General features: G+C 72.8%; 15 protein-coding genes. 10 read left to right on the top strand and 5 right to left on the bottom strand.

What is annotated here, in order from left to right; translation table 11 throughout:
* The first annotated feature begins 45 nt into the window (after positions 1-45).
* Positions 46-2,493, top strand: a complete 2,448-nt coding sequence (locus IG62_RS0119080; protein WP_030804117.1) for a SpoIIE family protein phosphatase — start codon at positions 46-48, stop codon at positions 2,491-2,493.
* 9 nt (positions 2,494-2,502) lie between these two features.
* On the opposite strand, the gene adh is transcribed toward IG62_RS0119080, so the two are convergent.
* Positions 2,503-4,026, bottom strand: a complete 1,524-nt coding sequence (adh, locus tag IG62_RS0119075; RefSeq protein ID WP_030804114.1) for an aldehyde dehydrogenase — start codon at positions 4,024-4,026, stop codon at positions 2,503-2,505.
* 67 nt (positions 4,027-4,093) lie between these two features.
* Positions 4,094-5,407: a GAF domain-containing protein gene (locus IG62_RS0119070; RefSeq protein ID WP_030804111.1), complete on the bottom strand. Its 1,314-nt coding sequence runs from the start codon at positions 5,405-5,407 to the stop codon at positions 4,094-4,096.
* A 224-nt stretch (positions 5,408-5,631) separates the two neighbouring features.
* On the opposite strand from IG62_RS0119070, the gene IG62_RS0119065 reads away from it, so the two are divergent.
* Positions 5,632-6,288, top strand: coding sequence for a TetR/AcrR family transcriptional regulator (locus tag IG62_RS0119065; RefSeq protein ID WP_030804108.1), 657 nt, complete (start codon positions 5,632-5,634; stop codon positions 6,286-6,288).
* Between the two features lie 93 nt (positions 6,289-6,381).
* On the opposite strand, the gene IG62_RS0119060 is transcribed toward IG62_RS0119065, so the two are convergent.
* Entirely contained in the window at positions 6,382-7,662 is a 1,281-nt protein-coding gene (locus IG62_RS0119060; protein WP_030804106.1) for a glycoside hydrolase family 18 protein, read from the bottom strand.
* Between the two features lie 361 nt (positions 7,663-8,023).
* Between IG62_RS0119060 and IG62_RS0119055 the strand changes: the two genes are divergently transcribed.
* From IG62_RS0119055 to IG62_RS0119045, 3 genes are all read left to right on the top strand, one after another.
* Positions 8,024-9,199: an acyl-CoA dehydrogenase family protein gene (locus IG62_RS0119055; RefSeq protein WP_030804103.1), complete on the top strand. Its 1,176-nt coding sequence runs from the start codon at positions 8,024-8,026 to the stop codon at positions 9,197-9,199.
* Between the two features lie 165 nt (positions 9,200-9,364).
* Positions 9,365-10,507: a hypothetical protein gene (locus IG62_RS0119050; protein WP_030804099.1), complete on the top strand. Its 1,143-nt coding sequence runs from the start codon at positions 9,365-9,367 to the stop codon at positions 10,505-10,507.
* Positions 10,504-11,634, top strand: a complete 1,131-nt coding sequence (locus IG62_RS0119045) for a phosphotransferase family protein (protein WP_030804097.1) — start codon at positions 10,504-10,506, stop codon at positions 11,632-11,634. The genes IG62_RS0119050 and IG62_RS0119045 overlap by 4 nt, the downstream gene beginning before the upstream one ends.
* A 75-nt stretch (positions 11,635-11,709) precedes the next feature.
* Here IG62_RS0119045 and IG62_RS0119040 read toward each other — a convergent pair whose 3' ends face one another.
* Complete coding sequence (locus IG62_RS0119040) at positions 11,710-12,135, bottom strand: hypothetical protein (protein ID WP_030412642.1); 426 nt, start codon at positions 12,133-12,135, stop codon at positions 11,710-11,712.
* A gap of 208 nt (positions 12,136-12,343) precedes the next feature.
* On the opposite strand from IG62_RS0119040, the gene IG62_RS0119035 reads away from it, so the two are divergent.
* The 5 genes from IG62_RS0119035 (at position 12,344) to fxsA (ending at position 18,070) form a co-directional block, all read left to right on the top strand.
* A complete protein-coding gene (locus IG62_RS0119035) occupies positions 12,344-12,784 on the top strand; it encodes an Lrp/AsnC family transcriptional regulator (protein ID WP_030804095.1) in 441 nt (146 codons plus the stop codon).
* A gap of 67 nt (positions 12,785-12,851) precedes the next feature.
* Positions 12,852-14,492: an amidohydrolase gene (locus IG62_RS0119030; protein WP_030804093.1), complete on the top strand. Its 1,641-nt coding sequence runs from the start codon at positions 12,852-12,854 to the stop codon at positions 14,490-14,492.
* A gap of 511 nt (positions 14,493-15,003) precedes the next feature.
* Entirely contained in the window at positions 15,004-16,677 is a 1,674-nt protein-coding gene (gene lnt, locus IG62_RS0119025; RefSeq protein ID WP_037838623.1) for an apolipoprotein N-acyltransferase, read from the top strand.
* The gene (locus tag IG62_RS0119020) at positions 16,674-17,429 is read left to right on the top strand and encodes a polyprenol monophosphomannose synthase (RefSeq protein WP_030804088.1); all 756 of its coding nucleotides are present in this window, start codon (positions 16,674-16,676) and stop codon (positions 17,427-17,429) included. Before lnt ends, IG62_RS0119020 begins: the two co-directional genes overlap by 4 nt.
* An 80-nt stretch (positions 17,430-17,509) precedes the next feature.
* Positions 17,510-18,070: an FxsA family membrane protein gene (gene fxsA / locus IG62_RS0119015; protein WP_030804086.1), complete on the top strand. Its 561-nt coding sequence runs from the start codon at positions 17,510-17,512 to the stop codon at positions 18,068-18,070.
* Positions 18,071-18,245: 175 nt separating this feature from the next.
* On the opposite strand, the gene IG62_RS0119010 is transcribed toward fxsA, so the two are convergent.
* The gene (locus tag IG62_RS0119010; RefSeq protein WP_026170122.1) at positions 18,246-18,623 is read right to left on the bottom strand and encodes an RNA polymerase-binding protein RbpA; all 378 of its coding nucleotides are present in this window, start codon (positions 18,621-18,623) and stop codon (positions 18,246-18,248) included.
* Positions 18,624-18,676 lie beyond the last annotated feature (53 nt).

Here is an 18,676-nt window from a genome sequence, read left to right as displayed (position 1 = left end):
GGCTCCAGCGCGCGATCTCGCCGGGGTGGTACGAGGGTGGTAGTGATGGACACACCGGTGGCGACGTTCAGCGAGAGTCCGGACGACCCGTTCGCGGTGCGTCGCTCGGCCTCCGCGGTGCTGGACGACACAGGGCGGGTCGTCGGCTGGAGCGAGGGTGCCGAGGCGCTGCTCGGCTACTCGCCCGAGGAGGTGCTGGGACGGGCGGCCCGCGACCTCCTGCTCGACCCACGCGATGAGGACGTCGTCATGGCGGCGGTGGCGGCCTGTGTGAGCGCCGGCGGCTGGTTCGGGGTCATCCCGGTGCGGGACCGGGGCGGGGAACGGATCGAGGTGGGCTGCCGGGCCCGGGCAGTGGTGCGGCCGGACTCCCGCGTCGAGTGGTTCCTCGCGAGTGCGCCCGCGGAGCAGGTGATCCAGTGGGAGACGGACCGGTCGGTCCTGGACGGGATGTTCCGCCGGTCCCCGATCGGTCTCGCCGTCCTCGCCCCTGACCTGAGCCTGCTACGGGTGAACCGGGCGATCGCGCGGTTCGGCGGCCTCCCGGCCGAGTACTACCGGGGGATGCGCACCGGAGACTTCGTCGTCGACCGGGACACGGCACTGGTGGAGTCGGGGCTGCGGCGGGTGCTCGAAACGGGTGAACCGCTGATCTTCACCGAGCAGCCCTGCCATCTGCGGCACGACCCCCACACGGAGATGTTCGTCTCCGTCTCGGCCTTCCGGATGCAGGATGCGTCCGGGCGGATCCTTGGTGTCACCGAGCTCGTCGAGGACGTCACCGACCGCTACCGGGCGCGCCGGAGACTGGCATTGCTCAACGAGGCCGGCGCTCGTATCGGCACCACCCTCGACGTGGAGGCCACGGCGCGTGAGCTGGCCGAGGTCGCGGTCCCCGACCTCGCGGACTGCGCTTCCGTGGATCTGCTCGAATCGGTGACCCGCGGTGAGGAGCCCGACCAGGAGCCGTCGGCCTCCCTGTGCAGGACGGCCGTGCGGAGCGTCTCGCCGGAGGCGCCGCCGGTGATGTTCCCGGTGGGCCACACGATGCACTTCCCTCCGGAGGCACCGCAGGCCAGATGCCTGGCCGAGCGACGTCCCGTCCTCGAACCGGTCCTGGAATTCTCCCCCGCCTGGTCGTCCCTGGACCCGGCCAAGGTCGAGCGGGTCCGCGAGCTGGGCGTCCACTCACTCATCGTGGTGCCGTTGGTCGCGCGCGGCCTCGTGCTGGGCGTGGTGAGCCTGTGGCGGTGGCGCCGGCCCGAGCCGTTCGAGGAGGACGACCTGACGCTGGCCGAGGAGTTCGCCGCCCGCGCCGCCGTATCCATCGACAACGCCCGGCGCTACACCCAGCAGCAACAGGCCGCCGTCGCGCTGCAGCGCAGCCTGCTCCCGCGCGAGGTACCCGAGCACCATGCGGTCGAGATCGCCCGCCGGTACCGGCCGGCCGACACCACCGCCGGTGTCGGTGGCGACTGGTTCGACGTCATCCCGCTCTCCGGACTCCGGGTCGCCCTCGTCGTCGGCGATGTGGTCGGCCACGGCATCCACGCCGCGGCCACCATGGGCCGGCTGCGCACCGCGGTCCACACCCTCGCCAACCTCGACCTGCCACCGGACGAGGTCCTCTCCCATCTGGACGACCTTGTGGACCGGCTGGCCGCCGAGCAGGAGGCGACCGACGAGAACTCCCCGCAGATAGTCGGCGCGACCTGCCTGTACGCGGTCTGCGACCCGGTCCACGGGCGCTGCGCCCTCGCCCGCGCCGGCCACCCGCCGCCCGCGGTGGTGACCCCGGACGGACGGGTGGACTTCCCCGATCTGCCGGCCGGCCCGCCGCTCGGCCTGGGCGGACTGCCCTTCGAAGCCACCGAATGGGAACTGCCCGAGGGCTCCCTGCTCGTCCTCTACACCGATGGACTCCTTTCGGCCTGGCGCCGCGATCTCGATGAGGGCCTGGCGCTCTTCCGCGGGGCGCTGAGCGATCCCGCCCGGTCCCTGGAGGACATCTGCAAGGCGGTGGAGGACGCGCTGCTCCCCGAGAGTCCCCGCGACGACATCGCGTTGCTCGCCGCCCGCACCCGCTGCCTGGCCGAACACCAGGTGGCCACCTGGGAGTTGCCGGCCGAACCGACCGCCGCCGCCGAGGCCCGGAAGCTCGCGGCCGCCCAGCTCCACGACTGGGGCCTGGACGACATGGCCCTCACCACCGAGCTGATCGTCAGTGAGCTGATCACCAACGCCTACCGCTACAGCAGCGGTCCGGCCACCCTCCGGCTCATCCGGAACCACCACCTCATCTGCGAGGTCTCGGACACCAGCAGCACCTCGCCCCACCTGCGCCACGCGGCCACCACCGACGAAGGCGGCCGTGGCCTCTTCCTGATCGCCCAACTCACCGCCCGCTGGGGCACCCGCTACGTACGCAACGGCAAAACCATCTGGGCGGAACAGCCGTTGGAGCCGGCGTCCACGGGGGGTGGAAGTGCGTAAGTCAGGCCCCTAGAAGAACCCCAGCTTCTTCGGCGAGTACGACACCAGCAGGTTCTTCGTCTGCTGATAGTGGTCCAGCATCATCTTGTGGTTCTCGCGGCCGATGCCGGACTGTTTGTAGCCGCCGAAGGCGGCGTGGGCCGGGTAGGCGTGGTAGCAGTTGGTCCAGACGCGGCCGGCCTGGATGGCGCGGCCGGCGCGGTAGGCGGTGGAGCCGTCGCGGGTCCAGACGCCGGCGCCGAGGCCGTAGAGGGTGTCGTTGGCGATGCCGATGGCGTCGTCGAAGTCGGAGAACGGGGCCACGGCGACGACCGGGCCGAAGATCTCCTCCTGGAAGACGCGCATGTCGTTGTTGCCCTCGAAGACGGTGGGGCGGACGTAGTAGCCGCCCTCCAGTTCGCCGCCGAGTTCGGCTCGGGTGCCGCCGGTCAGGATGCGGGCGCCTTCCTTCTGGCCGATGTCCAGGTAGGAGAGGATCTTTTCGAGCTGGTCGTTGGACGCCTGGGCGCCGATCATGGTGTCGGTGTCCAGCGGGTGGCCCTGGACGATCTTCTCCGTACGGGCCACGCCGGCCGCCAGGAAATCGTCGTAGTGGCCGCGCTGGATCAGTGCGCGGGAGGGGCAGGTGCACACCTCGCCCTGGTTGAGGGCGAACATGGTGAAGCCCTCCAGCGCCTTGTCGAGGAAGTCGTCCGCGGCGGCGGAGACGTCGTCGAAGAAGATGTTGGGGCTCTTGCCGCCCAGTTCGAGCGTCACCGGGCGCAGGTTCTCCGAGGCGTACTGCATGATCAGCCGGCCGGTCGTGGTCTCACCGGTGAAGGCGATCTTGGCGACCCGGGGGCTGGACGCCAGCGGTTTGCCGGCCTCGACGCCGAAGCCGTTGACGATGTTGACCACGCCGGGCGGCAGCAGGTCCCGGACCAGGCTCATCCAGAAGTGGAGGGAGGCGGGGGTCTGTTCGGCCGGTTTCAGGACGACGGTGTTTCCCGCCGCCAGCGCCGGGGCGAGCTTCCAGGCGGCCATCAGGATCGGGAAGTTCCACGGGATGATCTGGGCGACCACGCCGAGCGGCTCGTGGAAGTGGTAGGCGACGGTGTCCTCGTCGATCTCCGACAGCGAGCCCTCCTGGGCCCGGAGCGCCCCGGCGAAATAGCGGAAGTGGTCGACCGCGAGCGGGATGTCGGCCGCCAGGGACTCGCGCACCGGCTTGCCGTTCTCCCAGCTCTCGGCGACCGCGAGGGCTTCGAGGTGCGCCTCCGTCCGGTCGGCGATCCGGTTGAGGACGGCGGCGCGTTCGGCGGCCGGGGTACGGGCCCAGCCGGGCGCGGCCGCGTGCGCGGCGTCCAGTGCCCGCTCGACGTCCTCGGCGGTGCCCCGGGCGATCTCGGTGAACGGCGCTCCGTTGACCGGCGTCGGGTTCTCGAAGTACCGGCCCGCTGCGGGCGCCACGAACTCGCCGCCGATCCAGTGGTCGTAGCGCGGCAGATAGCTCATCACGGCATCGGCGGAACCCGGGCTGGCGTAACGGGCCATGAGGCGGCCTCCCCATCACTCTCGGTGCGGTGCCCGCCGCTCCCGTGCGGCGGGCGATGGGCGCACCCTAGGGCGGCGGAGGTTGCCGGAACGTTGCGCTGCGCGCTGCGGCCGGGACGGGTACCGCGCCGCCGTTCAGGCCGTACGCGGCGCGCAGCCGGTCCGCGGCGGCGCGCGGCACTCCGCGGGCCGGTGACCGCTCCGGCAGCGCGTCCACCAGGGCCTCCCAGACCTCCAGGTCGTCCTCGCCCCACGGCGTACGGGACCACGCGCCCAGCAGTTCCGGATCGCGCACGGCGAGCAGGGCGGCGCGCAACCGGTCCGCGACCGCGGACCGCAGCCGCCGTACGCCGGGTGCCTCCGACGACGGCAGCAGCGGGCCGCCGTAGCCGTCCAGCGCGGCCCACGGGTCGCCGGCCGCCAGCCGTTCCTCGACCGTCCCGAGGTCGGTCTCCACCGGCCGGCTCAGGCGGTACGGACGCGAGTGCAGCAGGCCACCGACGAGCTGCCGCAGCCGGGACAGCTCGGCGCGCAGCGTCACCGGGCGCATCTCGCGCTCGCCGTAGAGCTGCACGGTGAGCTGATCACCCGTCAGGCCCGCCGGATGACGGGCCAGCAGCAGCACGATCTCGCTGTGCCGGCGCCCGAGCCGCAGCCGCCGGCCGTCGACGACCAGCAGCGCCTCGTCCCGGCCGAGCACGGACAGGTACGCGCCCGGTTGCGGCGCCCCGGCCGCGAGATGGGCCTCCGCGGCCCGGGCGGTGGCCTGCACCAGGGCCAGGCTGTGCGGGCTCGCCAGATGGTCGCCGCCGGTGATGTCCACCGCGCCCAGCAGCCGCCCGGTCCGCGGATCGTGCAGCGGCGCGGCGGCACAGGTCCAGCGCTGCACCTGCCGGTTGTAGTGTTCGGCGGCGAAGATCTGCACGGCGTGATCGGCGGCGAGCGCGGTGCCGGGCGCGTTGGTGCCGGCGTGCGGCTCGTCCCAGCGCGCGCCGACGACGAAGTTCATCCGCTCGGCGCTGCGCCGCACCCCGCGGTGCCCCTCCACCCACAGCAGCCGCCCCTGCTGGTCGCAGACGGCCAGCAGATGCGCCCCGTCCTGCGCGATGCTGCCCAGCAGGTCCCGGAAGACGGGCATCGCGCGGGCCAGCGGATGGCTCTCGCGGTGGGCCCGCAGCGCCGCCTCGTCCAGTTCGATCGGCGCGGCACCGTCCCACGCGGCCCGGGCGTGCGCGGACCGGCGCCACGACTCGGCGACGACCCGGCGGACCGGCGGGGCGACGGTCCCGTCGGCCAGGAACGCGGCATGGGCCCGGCGCACCGTCCGGGTGCGCTCCACCGGATCCGCGCCGGCCTCCATCGCCAGCCAGGGGTTGACCACGTGTCACCTCTCCGCAGCGGCTCCTGCACCGTACGTGCCGATGGTGCTCGGCCGGGACGGAGCCGTAAACCCCGCCTGCTCGCTGTCGCTCAGGCGTACGGATGCCCCGCGTGCAGCCGCAACCCACCCGCGGTGATCAGGTCCGAGGTGACCGGGCGTCCTGTTACTCATGACGCTCTGTCATACTCCATACAGATCTTGGCAGTTGGAGACTAGGGCGGATTTTGAGCAAGGGTCAACAGTGCGGCCCGAGCGGCTCCCGGGCCGCTCGCGGCACCGTGCGCTCCCAGGCGCGCCGCGCCGAACTGATAGCCACCGGGCGGAAGTTGTTCGCCGACACCTCCTATGACGCGCTGTCGATGGACGACATCGCCCGCCAGGCCGGGGTCGCCAAGGGCCTGATCTACTACTACTTCACGAACAAGCGGGGCTATTACCTCGCGATCATCGAGGACGCGGTGGCCGAGCTGGTCGAGCGGGCCGGCGCCACCCACGACCTGCCGCCGGTCGAACGCGTGCAGCGCACCGTCGACGGCTATCTGCGCTACGCCCAGCACCACCAGGCCGCCTACCGCGCCATCGTCACCGGCGGGGTCGGCTTCGACGCCGAGGTCATGGCGATCCGCGACACGGTGCGCGCCCGGCTGCTCGGCGCCCTCGCGCTCGGCGCCTGGGGCCGTACCGACCTCCCGCCGCTCGCCCGCACCGCGCTGACCGGCTGGCTCTCCAGCGTCGAGGGCGCCACCCTGGACTGGATCGCGGAACAGGAGGTGCCCCGCGAGAGGGTGGTGACGCTGCTGGTGCGCGGGCTGGGCGACACCCTCCGGCTGATCGAGGAGTTCGAACCGGCCTGCCCGGCCCCGCCCCGGCCGCCCGCCTGAGACCGGCGGGGCGCATGCCGGACCGGCAGGGCGGCATGCCGGACGGGCGGGAGGCCGCCACCTCCCGCCCGTCCGAATCCGGTGCGGCGACCGCTAGTTGATCGCCTTGATCAGCTCGCCGTTGGTGGTGTCACCGCTCAGTTCCCAGAAGAACGTGCCGCCCAGGCCCTGGGCGTTCTTGAAGGCCATCTTGGTCCCGATGGTCTCCGGGGTGTCGTAACTCCACCACTGGTCACCGCACTTGGCGTACGCGGTGCCGCCCACCTTGCCGGTGGCCGGGCAGCGGGTCTTGAGCACCTTGTAGTCGTCGATGCCGGCCTCGTACTTGCCGGGCGCGGCACCGGTCGCCGTGCCGCCCGGCGCGTCCTGGGTGACGCCCGACCAGCCGCGGCCGTAGAAGCCGATGCCCAGCAGCAGCTTGCTCGCCGGCACCCCGAGGCCCTTCAGCTTGGTGATGGTGTCGGTGGTGTTGAAACCGGCCTTGGGGATGCCGTTGTACGACGCGAGCGGGGAGTGCGGCGCGGTCGGGCCCTTGGCGTCCCAGGCGCCGAAGTAGTCGTACGTCATCGGGTTGTACCAGTCGACGTACTGGGCGGCGCCCGCGTAGTCGGCGGCGTCCATCTTGCCGCCCGCCGAGGCGTCCGCGGTGATCGCCGCGGTCACCAGGTTGTTCTGGCCGAACTTCGCCCGCAGCGCCTTCATGACGCCCGTGAAGGCGTCCTTCCCGCTGGTGTCGCAGGTCAGACCGCAGGCGTTGGGGTACTCCCAGTCGATGTCGATGCCGTCGAAGACGTCCGCCCAGCGCGGGTCCTCGACCAGGTCGTAGCAGGACTGGGCGAAGGCGGCCGGGTTCTTGGCGGCTTCGCCGAAGCCGCCGGACCAGGTCCAGCCGCCGAAGGACCAGATCACCTTGAGGCCGGGGTGCAGCTTCTTGAGCTTCCTGAGCTGGTTGAAGTTGCCGCGCAGCGCACCGGCGTCCCAGGTGTCCGCCTTGCCGTCGACGCTCTGGTCGGCGGTGTAGGCCTTGTCGTAGTCGGCGTAGGAGTCGCCGATGGCGCACCTGCCGCCCTGGACGTTGCCGAAGGCGTAGTTGATGTGCGTCAGCTTGGCGGCCGACCCGGACGTCTCGATGTTCTTGACGTGGTAATTGCGGTCGTAGACACCCCAGTTGGTGAAGTATCCGACCACCTTGCCGCCCGCCGCGGCCGGCTGCGCCGTGGGGACGGCGGCCGCGGACGGGTGCGGGGCGGAGGTGCCGGCCGGGTGGGCGGAGGCCGGGCCGGCGAGCAGGGTGCCGGCCAGCGCCGCGGTACACAGCGCGGTGGCGGCGGCGATCAGCCGGTGCGGCGATCGCCTCCGGTGCGGTCTGAGCATGTCGTCTCCTCGGAGGGGGGCGAGGGGGAAGCGTGCGGACCTGCGTTCCGAATTGGCATGAACGCGTTGAACGTTGAGGAGAAGGTAGAAGGACTAGACCAGTGCGTCAATGGTTCGGACCAATTTCACCGGCGGGCGGTAGCGGCACCGCGTGCCTTCCGGGTAGCGAGCCGGAACCCGTACCCGCTGTTGATCAACCAGTGACGCGGAGCCGCCGATCGGGCATACTCCTAGCGCCACAGCCGCAGGTCATCGCCATCCGAGACCCGGAAAGCGATCATCGGCCTGGCACTACGGAAACGGCGCCGCCGCCCACCCCGCGCGCGTCGCCGCAGCGCCCGACAGGGAGGAGAGCGCCGCCATGACCGAGTACGGCCCCCGGCCGGTGGACCGCAGGCTGCCCACGGAGGAAGCCCGCGACCTGATGACGCTCGTGCGAGAGCTCGCCGAGCGCGAGATCAGGCCGACCGCCGCCGAGGAGGAGGACGCCGGCCGCTTCCCCCGCGACACCTTCCGGCTGCTGTCGGAATCCGGACTGCTCTCGCTGCCCTACGACGAGGAATTCGGCGGGGGCGGCCAGCCCTACGAGGTCTACCTCCAGGTCGTCGAGGAGCTCGCGGCCGCCCGCCTGACCGTCGGCCTCGGCGTCAGCGTGCACACCCTCGCCTGCCACGCCCTCGCCGGCTACGGCACGAAGGAACAGCGCGCCGAACACCTCCCCGCCATGCTCGGCGGCGGCCTGCTGGGCGCCTACTGCCTCTCCGAGCCGTCCTCCGGCTCCGACGCCGCCTCGCTGACCACCCGCGCCGAGCGGGAGGACGGGGGAGACTGGACGCTGAGCGGCACCAAGGCCTGGACCACCCACGGCGGTGTGGCCGACTTCTACACCGTCCTGGCCCGCACCGGCGGCAGCGGCGCCCACGGCATCACCGCCTTCCTGGTCCCCGGCGACGCCGACGGCCTGAGCGCCGCGGCCCCCGAACGCAAGATGGGCATGAAGGGCTCCCCGACCGCCCAGCTGCACTTCGACGGCGTCCGCGTCCCCGACGCCCGCCGCATCGGCGACGAGGGCCAGGGCTTCGCCATCGCACTGTCCGCCCTGGACTCCGGCCGCCTGGGCATCGCCGCGTGCGCCGTCGGCGTCGCGCAGGCGGCGCTGGACGAGGCGCTCTCCTACACCGCCGAGCGCCGGCAGTTCGGCCGCCCCCTGGTGGACTTCCAGGGCCTGCGCTTCATGCTGGCCGACATGGCCACCCAGATCGAGGCCGGCCGGGCGCTCTACCTCACCGCCGCCCGGCTGCGGGACGCCGGTCTGCCGTTCTCCAAGGAGGCGGCGATGGCCAAGCTCTTCTGCACCGACACCGCGATGCGGGTCACCACCGACGCCGTCCAGCTCCTCGGCGGCTACGGCTACACCCTCGACTTCCCGGTCGAGCGCTACATGCGCGAGGCCAAGGTCCTGCAGATCGTCGAGGGCACCAACCAGATCCAGCGCATGGTCATCGCCCGCCACCTCGCGGGCCCGGAAGGCCGCTGATCCTTCACCGGGCGGGCCGGCACACCCGGCCCGCCCGTCGCGCTCGACACCTCTCACCCCCCACCGGGGTCTGGCCGTCCGCGCCGAGCTGACGTACCGTCAACTCCCCGCCGCGGCCCGCGAGTCCAGGCGGTGCCCGGCCTGCCCGAGCGCCCAGGAGGAGAAGTGTCCGACCGTCCCATCGCGCTCGACGAATACCCGATCCACCAGGTCCCGCTTTCCCTGCGGCACGTCGCCACCGGCGACCGCAACGCCTACGACCGGTGCATCTTCCACGTCCTGGACCACTCGGGACGGGCCCTGCTGATCGCCGGCCTCGGCGTCTACCCCAACACCGGCGTCATCGACGCCTACACCACCCTCCGCCTCGGCGACCGGCTGCACGCCGTACGGGCCTCCGACGCGCTCACCGACGACCGGATGGCGCTCACCGTCGGCCCGCTCGCGATCACCGTCGAGGAGCCGCTCGCCCGGCTGCGGCTGACCTGCGCCGCGGACCCCGCCGACCCGGACGGCCTGGCGTACGACCTGACCTGGACCGCGGCCTTCCCGGCGACCTGGGAACCGCACCACACGCAGTACCGCGGCGACCGGCTCACGCTCCAGGCCCGGCGGTTCGTCCAGGCCGGCACCTGCACCGGCCGCATCCGCGTCGCGGGGGAGGAGATCGCCGTCACGGCGGGGGAGTGGACCGGCACCCGCGACCGCAGCTGGGGCGTCCGGCCGATCCCCGGCGAGGACCCCGGACGGGCCGGGGAGGAGCTGCGGACCGAGGGCTTCCACTGGATCTGGTGCCCGGTCCGCTTCGACGACCGGTTCGTCATGGTCATCGTCCAGGAGGACGCCGACGGGTACCGCACCCTGAACGAGGCGCGGCAGGTCCGCCCGGACCGCCCCGACGTCCAACTCGGCTGGCCCCACACGGACATCACCTACCGCCCCGGCACCAGGCACCCCGAGCGCGCGGTCGTCCACCTCACCGGCCCGGCCCGCGAACCACTGGACCTCACCGCCGAGATCCTCACCTCCTCACCCCTGGCCGTCGGCGCGGGCTATCCCCCCGCATCTCCTGTCGACGACTGGCAGCACGGCACCTGGCGGGGCCGCGGCTGGACCGACCGCCGCGGGTACGACCTGACGGACCCGGCGGCGCACCCCCATGCCGCCTACGGCGTCACCGACCACGCCGCCCGCTTCACCCTCGACGGCCGCACCGGCTACGGGATCTTCGAACACGGCAGCTTCGGACGCCACGACCCCAGCGGCTTCACCGGCTACGCCGCGGTGGCCCCGGAGGCGGACCGATGAGCACAGCGCCCCGGCCCCGTACCACCACCCGCGACCCCGACGAGCTCACCTCCCGGCTCACCGCCTGGCTCGGCACCCGGCTCCCCGGCGCCCGCGCCACCCACACCACCGTCCCCGGCTCCAACGGCATGTCCAGCGAGACGCTGCTCTTCGACATCGAGCACGCTCACCCGCCGTCCCCCAAGCTTTCGGCTTCGCTCGAGCAGGGAGGGACCCCCATGCGCTGCGCGTTGCGGCTGGCCGCCGACCCGGCCGCCTACACCGTCTTCCCGCGCTACGACATGCCCCGCCAGTACCGCACCATGCGGCTGGTCGCCGCGCACACCGACCTCCCTGTGCCCCGCACCCTCTGGCTGGAGGAGGACCCGGCGCACCTCGGCGCGCCGTTCTTCGTCATGGCCCGGGCCGACGGCCGGGTGCCGCCGGACGTCATGCCCTATACGTACGAGGGGAATTGGCTCTCCGGAGCCACCGACGCCGAACGCGACCGGCTGGAGGCCGCCAGCGTCGGGGTGCTCGCCCGGCTCCACGACCAGGTCCCGCCCGCCGAGGCCGGCTTCCTGGCCACCGCCGGGCCCGGGAGCGCCCTGCGGCGGCACGTCGCGGCCCAACGCGCTTACTACGCCTGGGTCGTTGCGGACACACCCCGATCACCGCTGATCGAGCGCGGCTTCGCCTGGCTCGCCGACCACTGGCCCGCCGATCCCGGCGAGACCGTGCTGACCTGGGGCGACGCCCGGATCGGCAACATCGTCTACGACGGTTTCGAACCCGCCGCGGTACTCGACTGGGAAATGGCCGCGCTCGGGCCCCGGGAACTGGACCTGGGCTGGATGATCTACCTCCACCGCTTCTTCCAGGACCTCACGGAAGGCAGCGGCCAACGGGGCCTGCCCGGTTTCCTGCGCCGGGACGCCGTCGAGGGCCGCTACGCCCGGCTCACCGGGCACACCCCGCGCGACATGGAATTCCACACCCTCTACGCGGCGCTGCGGCATGCCGTCGTGATGCTGAGAGTGGCCTACCGCCAGGTGCACTTCGGGGAGGTGCCGGTGCCGGAGGACGCCGATGCGCTGATCCTCCACCGGGACAGCCTGGCGGCGATGATCGAGGGCCGGTACTGGTGAGCCACTGAAGCCGGGCCCCGGCCCCGGTACGCGTACGAGGAACACCGCGGCCGCCGGACGGCCGCGGGCGGGACGTCAGGCGCTGTGGCGCATCCGCGGCACCCGCAGCGGGCGGGTGCCGGGCCCGCCGATGTGCGAGAACGGCTGGCGGCGCCAGTCCAGGCCCTCCGGCAGGGTCAGCAGCACGGCCGCGTCCTGCTCCTGGGCGTCCAGCGCGTCCTCGGTCTCCGGGGCCTCGGCCACCGGACGGCCCGAACCCTGGCACACCGTCAGCCCGAACGGGTTCCACGGAGTCGGGCACAGCGCGTGCTCGGGGAGGGCGTCCTCGTCCGCCAGCAGCGCGATCGGCTGCAGGCAGTCCGGGCAGGTCACCCGGTAGATCTCGAAGGTGTCGAAGGCGTCGTACGCATCGTCGTCGCCGGTGAGGCCGGAACTGTCGCCCTCCTGGGCGCCGATGTTCGCGGCGGCGGAGTCCTGCTGAAGGCGTCGCATGATGTCCATCCCCCTCGGGTGGGCCGCGGGGACCGCTGACTTCCTTGACGGGCGGTCCTGGCCACCACCAGCAATTCCCTTCATGCCGCGCGCATAATCGCGACCGCCCCACGGACACGGGTTCACCCGTGTGGCATTGGTCACACGACAGGGCGCGGGGGTGTCCACGATCCGGCGCACGATGCGCATACGCGCCCGCGCACAGTAGGTTGAACGGGTGGAGGAGTTGGACCGACAAATCGTGGATCTGCTCGTCAAGGACGGGCGGATGAGCTACACCGACCTGGGCAAGGCGACCGGCCTGTCCACCTCGGCGGTGCACCAGCGGGTGCGCCGCCTGGAGCAGCGCGGTGTGATCCGCGGCTACGCCGCGATCGTGGACCCGGAAGCCGTGGGCCTGCCGCTCACCGCCTTCATCTCGGTCAAACCCTTCGACCCCAGCGCCCCCGACGACATCGCCGACCGGCTCGCCGAGGTCCCGGAGCTGGAGGCCTGCCACAGCGTCGCCGGCGACGAGAACTACATCCTCAAGGTCCGGGTCGCCACCCCGCTCGAACTGGAACACCTGCTCACCCGCATCCGCACGCTCGCCGGCGTCTCGACCCGCACGACCGTCGTGCTGTCCACCCCGTACGAGTCCCGCCCGCCGCGCATCTGACCGGCAGGACACCCTCGGGTGCCCCCTGCGTGCGGAGCGTGCCCGCGCAGGGGCCAGACTGTCCGGTATGAGCGAGCACATCCCCGACCCGGCTTCCCCCCGTACCGTTCTGCTGCGCGGCGGTGAGGTGCACAGTCCCGCCGACCCCTTCGCCACCGCCATGGTCGTGGAGGGTGACCGCATCGCCTGGGTCGGTGAGGAGGGCGCGGCCGACTCCTTCGCCGACGGCGTCGACGAGGTCGTCCAGCTGGACGGGGCGCTGGTCACCCCGGCGTTCACGGACGCACATGTGCACACCACGGCCACCGGGCTCGCGCTCACCGGCCTCGACCTGCTCGGCGCCACCTCGCTGTCCGACGCGCTGGCCCGGATCCGGGCCCACGCCGACGCCCGCCCGGCGGACCGGATCCTGCTCGGGCACGGCTGGGACGCCAGCGCCTGGCCCGAGGGCCGCCCGCCGTCCCGCGCCGAACTGGACGCCGCCACCGGCGGCCGGCCGCTCTACCTCACCCGGGTCGACGTGCACTCCGCCGTCGTCACCACCGCCCTGCTGGACCTGGTACCCGGCATCCGCGACCGCGCCGGGTTCCGCGCCGACGCCCCGCTGACCGGCGACGCCCACCACGCGGCCCGCCGCGCCGCCTTCGCCACCGTCACCCCCGCCCAGCGCGCCGAGGCCCAGGCCGCCACACTGGCCAGGGCCGCCGCACTCGGCATCGGCAGCATCCACGAATGTGCCGGCCCGGAGATCTCCGGGGAGGACGACTTCACCGCACTCCTCGCCCTCGCCCGGCAGGGGACCGGCCCCCGCGTGGTCGGCTACTGGGCCGAGCTGGTCGCATCCGCAAAGGACGCCGAGCGGATCCGCGAGCTGGGCGCGATCGGCGCCGCGGGTGATCTGTTCGCCGACGGCTCGCTGGGCTCGCACACCGCCCATCTGCACGCCCCGTACGCGGACGCCGACCACACCGGCACCGCACAGCTCGACGCCGACGCGGTCGCCGCCCACGTCGCCGCGTGCACCGAGGCCGGCCTGCAGGCCGGCTTCCACGCCATCGGCGACGCCGCCCTGACCAGCATCGTCGACGGCGTACGCGCCGCCGCCGAGCGGGTGGGAACGGACCGCGTCCGGGCCGCCCGGCACCGCGTCGAACACGCCGAGATGCTCACCGGGGCCACCATCGCCGGCTTCGCCGAGCTGGCCCTCACCGCCTCCGTCCAGCCCGCCTTCGACGCGGCCTGGGGCGGCACCGACGGTATGTACGCCGCCCGCCTCGGCGCCGAGCGGGCGGCCACCCTCAACCCGTACGCCGCGCTGCTCAAGGCCGGTGTGCCGCTCGCCCTGGGCTCCGACAGCCCGGTCACCGCGCTCGACCCCTGGGGCACCGTGCGCGCCGCGGTCTTCCACCGCACCCCCGCCCACGGCATCTCCGCCCGCGCCGCCTTCACCGCCCACACCCGGGGCGGCTGGCGGGCCGTCGGCAGGGACGACGCGGGCGTCCTGGTCCCCGGCGCGCCCGCCGACTACGCGGTCTGGCGCACCGGCGAGCTGGTCGTCCAGGCGCCCGACGAGCGGGTGGAGCGCTGGTCCACCGACCCCCGCTCGGGCACCCCCGGCCTGCCCGATCTCACGCCGGGCCGGGACCTCCCGGTGTGCCTGCGCACGGTCGTCGGCGGCCGCACGGTCTTCGGGCCGCCGAACGAGTGACATCGGGTGGGCAGGTCCCTTCGCGGCCCGTGCTTGCTGCTACTCGGCCCACCAGGGGCCGCTCGTTGCTGACCTGGGACGACGCGAAAACGACGCAGGCGGAGCACCTGTTGACAGCAGGCGGTCGGCGGCCGGTAGGTTCGGCCGAGTCCACCACAGGACGTCCGACCGGGAGACCTCCGCGCAGTCGTCGAACGCAGCTGGGCCATGGGGCGGTGCGCCGCGGCACACCACCACTGGGAGCCAGGTCCAGCACCAGCGGTACGGGGCGACGGAGGGTTTCGGCTGGTCGGCAGGTGCGACCCGGGTGGGGCCCGGACGCTCAGTAGACAACGGCTCTCGGTCGACCCGCAGCCAGCGGGTCCCAGGTCGGCCCGAAGGGCGCCCGGGCCCCGATCCGCACCCGTCTTCCGTGTTCTTCACCTTCTGCGCACCCCGCACCCACGATTCCGGTCATCCGATGTACGGTCAGCTCACATACGCATGACCTGCTGCAGGAAGGCCCGTGACCGTGCCGTCGGGTTCCGACACCACCCAAGAAGCCGTGCGCGGCCCCTCGCCCGGCCGCGCGGTGCCGCCCGCCACGACCGGCGCCCCGGCCGCCCCCGCGCGCCCGGGACGGGCCCGCCGCCTGCTCTCCCTGGCCCGCCGGGAGGCGCTGCGCACCGGCCTCGCGGTCGTCTCCGGCGTCGCGCTGGGCCTGGCCTTCCCGCCGTACGACCTGTGGCCGCTGTCGCCGCTGGCGGTGGCCGCGCTGGCCCTGCTGACCCGCGGCCGGACCGCCCGCCAGGGCGCCTGGACGGGCCTGGTGTTCGGGCTGCCGTTCTTCCTGATCCTGCTCAAGTGGCTGCACGTCGTCGGCTGGGACGCGGTGGTGGGCCTCTCCTTCGCCGAGGCGCTCTTCGTCGCGCTGCTCGGCGCCGGGCTCGCGCTCACCTCCAGGCTGCCGGCCTGGCCGCTGTGGGGCGCCTGCCTGTGGGTCGCCGAGGAATGGGCCCGCGACCGGCTGCCGTTCGGCGGCTTCCCCTGGGGCCGGCTGGCCTTCGCGAACACCGGCTCGCCGTTCACCCCGCTCGCCGCGCTCGGCGGCGCCCCGCTGGTGACCTTCGCGGTCGCGCTGGCCGGCACGCTGCTCGCGGCCTGCGCCGCCGTCCTGTGGGGGCTGCGCGGCAACGGCTCGGTGCGCCGGGCCGTACCGGCGCTGGAGGCGTTCGGGCTGGCCGCCGCGGTCACCGTCGCCGGGGTGCTGGTGCCGGTCCCCACGAAGGCCGACGACACCGTCGACATCGCCGTGGTCCAGGGCAACGTCCAGCAGGCCGGGATGGACTTCCTGGGCCGCCCGATGAAGATCCTCGACAACCACGCCACGGCCACCGAGAAGCTCGCCGCCGACATCAAGGCCGGCCGTGCCGAGAAGCCGGACCTGGTCATCTGGCCGGAGAACTCCTCCGACCTCGACCCGTTCCAGTACCCGCAGGCGTACGACCGGATCGACGAGGCGGTCAAGGCGATCGGGGTGCCCGTGCTCGTCGGCGCCCTCGTGGACCATCCGTCCAAGAAGGGCTACGTCTTCAACGAGGGCATCGTCTGGGACCCGAAGAAGGGGCCGGGCGCCTCGTACACCAAGCAGCACCCGGTGCCGTTCGGCGAGTACGTGCCGTTCCGGGAGCAGCTCAGCAAGATCATCACGCGCTTCCAGCGGGTGCCGCGCGACTTCTATCCCGGTGACCACACCGGTCTGCTGCAGGTCGGCCCCGCCAAGCTCGGCGACGTCATCTGCTTCGAGGTCGCCTACGACGAGATCGTGCACGACACCGTCGGCGCCGGCGCCCGGGCCCTGGTCATCCAGACCAACAACGCCACCTACGGGCGCACCGGCCAGCCCGAGCAGCAACTGGCGATGTCCAAGCTGCGTGCCGTCGAGCACGGCCGCGCGGTGGTCACCGCGGCCACCAGCGGGATCAGCGCGGTGGTCGCTCCCGACGGCACGGTCACCCGCCGGATCCCGGAATTCACCCAGGGCGTGGTCTCGGCCCGCATCCCGCTGCGGAACGAAACGACGCTCGCCGACCGCGTCGGCGCCGCACCTGAATGGGCGCTCGCTATCGTGGGCCTTCTGTCCTGTGCCGCCGCGGTGATCGGCGGCCGGCGCGGGCGTACGAAGGACGAGAAGGGGCAGCAGTGACAGACGGTCAGCGGCGGTACGGTCCGCTCGGCACCACCTTGGTGATCATCCCGACGTACAACGAGGCGGAGAACATCAAGCCGATCGTCTCGCGGGTGCGGGCCGCCGTCCCCGAGGCGCACGTCCTCGTCGCGGACGACAACAGCCCGGACGGGACCGGCAAGCTGGCCGACGAACTGGCCGCCGAGGACGAGCAGGTGCACGTCCTGCACCGCAAGGGCAAGGAAGGGCTCGGCGCCGCCTATCTGGCGGGCTTCCGGTGGGGCATCGACAACGGCTACGGCGTGCTCGTCGAGATGGACGCCGACGGCTCGCACCAGCCCGAGGAACTGCCCCGGCTGCTGACCGCCCTCAAGGGCGCCGATCTGGTCCTCGGTTCGCGCTGGGTGCCCGGCGGCCGGACCGTCAACTGGCCCAAGTACCGCCAGTTCATCTCCCGCGGCGGCAGCACGTACTCCCGGCTGGTGCTGGACCTGCCGCTGCGCGACATCACCGGCGGCTACCGCGCCTTCCGCGCGGAGACCCTCCAGGGGCTCGGGCTCGACGAGGTGGCCTCCCAGGGCTACTGCTTCCAGGTCGACCTCGCCCGGCGCGCGGTGCAGGCCGGCTACCACGTCGTCGAGGTGCCGATCACCTTCGTCGAACGGGAGCACGGCGACAGCAAGATGAGCCGGGACATCGTCGTCGAGGCGCTGTGGCGGGTGACGGCCTGGGGCGTCGGCTCCCGGCTGGACAAGCTCCGCGGCCGCTGACCCCGGCGCCCGGGGCCGGACATGATCCGTTCCCGTCGCCCGCGGGCGGTCCGGCGGGGCGCGCCAGGCACACTTGAGGCATGACGTTCGGAGCCATGCCCCCGCCGAGTCCCCGCCCGCCCCAGCGCTCGCGCGCCCGCAGGTTCGCCCCCCTGGGCATCGCCGCCTGGATGGTGCTGGAGATCTGGCTGCTGACCCTGGTCGCCGGGGCCACCAACGGCCTGACCGTCTTCCTGCTGCTGGTCGCCGGGGTGATCGTCGGCGGGTACGTGATCAAGCGGGCCGGCCGCCGCGCCTGGCAGAACCTCACCGAGGGCCTCCGGCAGGGCGCCGATCCGGCCGCCGAGCAGCCGGCGTCGCCGGACAACGACCGCCAGGCAGGCGGCAATACGCTGCCGATGGCCGGCGGTCTGCTGCTGATGATCCCCGGGCTGGTCTCCGACGTCCTCGGGCTGCTCTGCCTCTTCCCGCCCACCGGCCGGCTGATCCGGCGGCGGGCCGAGAAGCTGCTGAACCGGCCGGTCTCCTACGCTCCGGGGTCGTTCGGTGACGCCTTCCAGCAGGCCCGGATGCACCGGCCGGACGGCAAGGTCGTCCAGGGTGAGGTGATCCGCGACGACGAGCCTCCCCCAAGCTCTTAAGGAGCAGGGAGGTGCCCCCACCCCCGCGCCGCCAGGATCCGCCGCTGACCGGCTGAGCAGCCGACCGGCCGAGGAGCCGGTCCGGCGCACGCCGGAGACGGCAAGGGCCGGGGCCACCGCACAAGTGCAGTGGCCCCGGCCCTTACGCCTGGTGTTGCGGCCGCAGGTCGTGCCGTCAGGCGGACTTGCGGTTGCTGTCGCGCGGATGCACCGCGATGTTCATGGTCCCGGAGCGAAGGACCGCCAGCCGTTCGGCCAGCACCTCCTCCAACTCCTCGCGGGTGCGCCGCTCCATGAGCATGTCCCAGTGCGTACGCGCGGGCTTACCCTTCTTCTCTTCAGGGCCGTCTCCATCCACCAGGAGCGAGGGTGCACCGCACACCTTGCACTCCCACTCCGGCGGAATCTCGGCCTCGACCGAGAACGGCATCTCGAATCGATGTCCGTTCTGGCATGCGTACTCCACCGCCTGGCGCGGGGCCAGGTCGATGCCGCGGTCGGTCTCGTAGCTGGTCACCACGAGGCGCGTGCCGCGGAGAGCTCGCTCACTCATGAATCGTGCCTCCCGGGCTTGTCGCCCACAGGACAGGTGTCGCTGTCGTCGTC

Source organism: Streptomyces sp. NRRL S-337 (assembly GCF_000720175.1).
GTDB lineage: Bacteria > Actinomycetota > Actinomycetes > Streptomycetales > Streptomycetaceae > Streptomyces > Streptomyces siderophoricus.
This window is presented reverse-complemented; position numbering and strand designations above follow the sequence as displayed.